The following is a 4,677-nucleotide window of genomic DNA, read 5'->3' as shown; positions in this document are numbered from 1 at the left end:
GTAGGTCTTGATGGCTTCTTTGTTGCCCTCCTGAGCCGCCTCGCGCACCAACGCGATCGACGCCGACGACGGATGCGCTTGTATTGCCCTGGCCTGCAACTGCGCCATGTAGTCGGCCTGCTGGGCCAGGGCGGTGGCGTTCGCCGCCATGTATTCGATCCACAGGCGCTGGTTGTCGAGCTCTTGCTCGCAGACGTCGGCGGCGTCGCCCTCCCAGTTCTGGAAGATTCGGAACCGCTTGGTGTCCGCTTGCATGGCGAAGCTCAGCTTGAACCAGTTCTCTGCCATCCGGCTCAGTGATGCACCCTGATCGCCGGCTTCGAGCTTCTTTGCGGTGGCCTCGATATCCGAGTAGCCGTCACCACCCGCTACTGCCACCTGAGGGGTGTCTTCCAGCCCGGCCGACTCGTCGCCACCCACGCCGCCGGCCGATTCGGCGGCCACCTCGCCGCCGTCGTTGTCCAGGGCGGCCGCGCCCTCCTCGTCGACGTCACCGTAGGCCTTGGCCGCGTTACGCAGGGAGGTCGCCAAGCGGCTCCGCTCGCGGGCACCGGCCTCGAGAAACATGCGCATGTTCTCGGCGTTCAGCTTGATCTGCTCGGTCGCGTTGATGGCCGTCGTGATAGCGCTTGGCGCCACCGGCACATCGGTCGGCGGTGGCGCCATCGGCGCCTCGACCTCGTCGGCCCGCGAAAGAATCTCTTGCTGATCGACCTTCACGGTTTGCGGCTGAGTCATATCGGAACATCCTCCTTTAATGCTCTAACCATTATCGTCGCTGGAGGAGGAGGTTCCTGCACCAAAATTCTTGGATAACGCTTACTTAGGTAGCGCCAGTTGGAAGCGGCTTTCTTCGGGCGGGGAAATACGGCGGATCGGCAACTCGCGGTGCCGCGGCGTGCCGATGAGATTGTGGCGCAGGATCACTTTGTCCACGCCGGAATGAGGGCCCAGATAAGTCGTCGCATTCGGCCACGCCACCTTGGCCACCGGACCTACCTGTGCGCCGATCAACCGGGCGAATTCTTCGAAGTGCGGGCCCACTGTCACAACCGCTCCGGCGGCAGCCGCGCGCACCACGAACTGGGCGAACGTCTGGGCGTCACCCAGGTTGAGGCTCACGTCGACGTCGTCGAACGGCATGTACACCGGGCACCGATTCACGGTCTCGCCCACCAGCACGCCGGCCGATCCGATCGGTATCTGGCAGTGCCGGTTGGCGATCAGATTCTGACCGGTCAACGCGGGCCGCTGGCCGCCATAGAGGCGGGAGAAGCCCCTCGGCGTCTTGGGCTTGCCCGCGGTGGTGAGCAGCACGGTGGTCTGTGGCGGCTGTCCCGGGGCGATCCGCACCCGGGTGATGGTGTGGTCCGCTCGCGCCGACCACCACAGGTCGGGGCCGCCCGGGGCGGTGTAGGCCGCGGTATAGGAGTCGCGGCCTTTGATCATCGACCACTTTTCCCGCACGAAACCGATGTCGGTGGCGTGGTCGTAGTCGTCGAAGCTGCGCCCGCATATTGCGTCGACGCCGTGGGCGGCGAGGTTGTCGGCGATTCGCGTCGCCGAGGCAACCAGGTAGCGCGCCAGGCCCGCCACACCTTCGTCGCGGCGCTGTGCCGACTTGCGGGTGCGTTCGGGGTCGGCCCGCAACATGATCCAGGTGCGGCGGCTGGCGGGGGCCGGGTCGCCGCCGATTACCTGCTGGTACAGGTTCACCACCTCCGGGGCGGCGATCTTGCCCACCCGGAAGCCGGCCGACACGATGTCGGCTTCCAGATCGGGGCAGTGCACCGACAGCAGTTGCTCGAGCAGGCGGGTATCCACCACGTCGTCGGTATGGGCCTGCCCGTCGACGATGACCGTGGGAGTGAAGGGCCGAGGCTTGAGTTCGATGACGGCGATCAGGTTGTTGCGCCGCCACCGCACCGCGACGTGGTCGCCGGGTTTGACCGTGGCGCCGACCTCGGGCTCGGACGGCACGTCCGGTGGCTTGCGGTGCCGTCGCAGCCAGGCGAACACCGTTGCCACCCAACCGGTTAACCGACGACCGAAGAAGGTGACGAACGCGACTATCGCGCCTACCGCCACCAGGGCGATGCCCGCCCACCAATAGCGGGTGGGCAGGAACGCCAGAATGGCCGCCGGGGCCAACACCGCCCAGATCAGCGTGTGCCCGGTGCTGAACTTCAACCGGATCGGGCTGCTCATCGGCGCCTCAATGCCCGCGCGGTCAACGCGCCCAGTCCGATGGCGACCAAGAGTCCCCCGATGGACAGTGCAACCGCCGTGATCGGCCCGCGATCGGGGGCCGGTGTCATGACCGGCGGGGGCATCCGCCGCACGTTGTATGGAATCGTCGTCCGGCCCGGTGGGATGTCCCAGGTGAGGGCGGCAACGGCATTGACTACGCCCTCCCCGACCAGGTTGTCGGTGCCGCCGCCGGGGTGTCGCGCGGTGGACTGGATGCGGTTCATGACCTGTGCCGCGGTGAGGTCAGGAAATCGTTGTCGAATCAGGGCCGCCAGGCCCGACACATAGGCAGCGGCGAACGACGTGCCCGCGATCGGAACCGGGCCTTCCTTGCCTTGGAGGGCGTTCACCGGCTCACCGCTATCGCCGAGGCTCTCGATGTTCTCGGCGGGCGCCGCGACGTTCACCCATGGACCGTGCATGGAGAACGAGCTGGGCACCCCGGTCTGGCCAATTCCCCCCACCGTCATCACCAGGTCGCCGTACCAGGCCGGGGTCACGACGGTCTGCACCTTGTTCCAGCCCCGAGGGTCGGACGGCGTGGCCGCGTCGGGCAGCGGATTCTGGGCGCAGTCGCCGCCGGTGTTCCCCGCCGCGGCGACGATCACTGCGTTCTTGACGTTCACGGCGTAGTCGATGGCCGCCCCCAGGCTCGCCTCGTCGATCGGCCGGCTGACCTTGTAACAGGCCGCCTCGCTGATGTTGATCACCCCGGCGCCCAGGTTGGCGGCGTGCACCACGGCCCGCGCCAGGCTGCGGATCGACCCGGCGGCCGGGGTGGCGTTGGGGTCGTTCGGGTTGGGTTGGGAGCCGACGGGTTCGAACGCCTCGGACGTCTGGCGGATGGAGAGCAGGCGGGCGTCGGGGGCGACGCCGACGTACCCGTCGGTGGGTGCGGGGCGTCCGCCGATGATGGCGGCGGTGAGGGTGCCGTGGGCATCGCAGTCGGACAACCCGTTGCCGGCCTGGTCGACGAAATCGCCGCCGGGCTCGGCGGGGACGCGAGGTGAGGCGTCCACACCGGTATCGATGACAGCGACCGTCACTCCGGCGCCGGTGGCGAACTTGTGGGCTTCGGTGACGCCGATGTAGGAGTTACTCCATGGCGGGTCGTGGAAGCTGGAATCCGGCAGGACCGTCGGGCCCGAACACTGCACCCGCTGTTCGGTGGGTTGATCGGGTCCGGTGACGTCCGGCGGCAACGCTCCCGGATCGATCGGCGGTGGAGTGATTGCGAGTGCCGGCGGCGCGGTCAGCACGGCTAGCGCCACCGTCATCACCAAGATCCGGTGCACCCCGGAATCACTCCGTTCATTGAATTAGTGCGGCGGGTCGATCTGCGAGCAGTTTAGACGTAACGGGTGGGTAAACGGCGCCATTCGGCAGGGGTGCTTCCGTCGTGGCGCCGGGGGGAAGCCTCGTCGACGCAACGCCGCCCCGGGCTTTCCGCTCGGCGCCGGTCCGGTCTCAAAGTCAGTGTGTCCCAGCCTTTTCTATGAGTTTGATGCCGACCTCATAGAACTGCGATCCGGTAGAGCGTCACGCGCCTCTTCGAAAGCAGACTTACCTAGCGGCTGCGCGGAGTATCGTCGACGTGCTCGACCATTGGGGCGACGATTTGCCAGAGAGGCGCCCATGCTCAACAGGTTGATCGGACCGCTGATCGTCATCCTCATCGGTTTGGCGCTAACGGGCTTTGGCTTCGTCAATGCCACCGAAAAAGTCCCCGAATGCGACTACAAGGAAATGCACCGGGGCGACACGTGCAGGCAAGCCAAGGGCAGCCCTCTGAGCTACGAAGCGCAGCTCCGCGCCGACCACGACATGGGACGGGTAACGATCGGGGCCGGCGCCGCGGCGGTGATCGGTGGTGTCGTTCTCGGGATCCGCAACTACCGGCGCCGTCCCGAAGTGCCTCTTCAACGGGCTTCGGGCGGTAATCGTTACCACGCCCAGTCGGGCAGTCCACCGCAATACCCGCCACCCGGTATGCCTCAGCGATATCCGCCGTTCGGCAGTCCGCAGCAGTACCCGCCGCCGGGCGGTTCACCGCAACATCCGGCGCCGCAATACCCACCACGCGGCATGCCTCAGCAATATCCGCCGCCTCAGCAATATCCGGCGCCGCACCATCCGCCGCAGCAACATCCGCCGCCGGGCGGTCCACCGCAATACCCGCCACCGCAGCAATATCGGTCGCCGCAACATCCCGCGCCGGGCCAACCTTGATCGACGCCACGTATGTCGACGGGGTCAAAAATCAGCCAGCGTAAGGCCTTTCGCACACGCCCCCACAGCGGCGCCGCCGACGGCCGTTTAACAAAGTTGATTGGTTGTTGGTGGTTTGGGTTCGTAGGGGTCGTACCACCACCAGTCGGCGCGTTCGCCGAGGGGGCCTTGGCAGGGTGGGACATCCGGTGGGGGTTG

Annotated in this window: 4 protein-coding genes; 1 reads left to right on the top strand and 3 read right to left on the bottom strand. The window is 66.8% G+C overall.

Annotated features, from left to right (window positions below):
- The 3 genes from A9X01_RS06320 to mycP all read right to left on the bottom strand — a co-directional run.
- On the bottom strand, positions 1–738 hold a 738-nt coding region (locus A9X01_RS06320; protein ID WP_436405235.1), incomplete at its 3' end, for a PPE domain-containing protein.
- 81 nt (positions 739–819) lie between these two features.
- Positions 820–2,208: a type VII secretion protein EccE gene (gene eccE, locus A9X01_RS06315; RefSeq protein WP_065119937.1), complete on the bottom strand. Its 1,389-nt coding sequence runs from the start codon at positions 2,206–2,208 to the stop codon at positions 820–822.
- Positions 2,205–3,545, bottom strand: a complete 1,341-nt coding sequence (mycP, locus tag A9X01_RS06310; protein WP_065119936.1) for a type VII secretion-associated serine protease mycosin — start codon at positions 3,543–3,545, stop codon at positions 2,205–2,207. The genes eccE and mycP overlap by 4 nt, the downstream gene beginning before the upstream one ends.
- A gap of 340 nt (positions 3,546–3,885) precedes the next feature.
- Here mycP and A9X01_RS06305 point away from each other — a divergent pair, with 340 nt between their 5' ends.
- Positions 3,886–4,479: a hypothetical protein gene (locus tag A9X01_RS06305; protein WP_065119935.1), complete on the top strand. Its 594-nt coding sequence runs from the start codon at positions 3,886–3,888 to the stop codon at positions 4,477–4,479.
- The last annotated feature ends 198 nt before the right edge of the window (positions 4,480–4,677 follow it).

Source organism: Mycobacterium asiaticum (assembly GCF_001668675.1).
GTDB classification, from domain to species: Bacteria; Actinomycetota; Actinomycetes; order Mycobacteriales; family Mycobacteriaceae; genus Mycobacterium; species Mycobacterium asiaticum_D.
Note: the sequence above shows the minus strand (reverse complement) of the source record. Positions and strands in the feature narration are given on the sequence as shown.

Bases quoted from the DNA above. Each gene is read 5' to 3' on its own strand.
- eccE (WP_065119937.1), bottom strand. From the start codon at position 2,208: ATGAGCAGCCCGATCCGGTTGAAGTTCAGCACCGGGCACACGCTGATC.
- A9X01_RS06305 (WP_065119935.1), top strand. From the start codon at position 3,886: ATGCTCAACAGGTTGATCGGACCGCTGATCGTCATCCTCATCGGTTTG.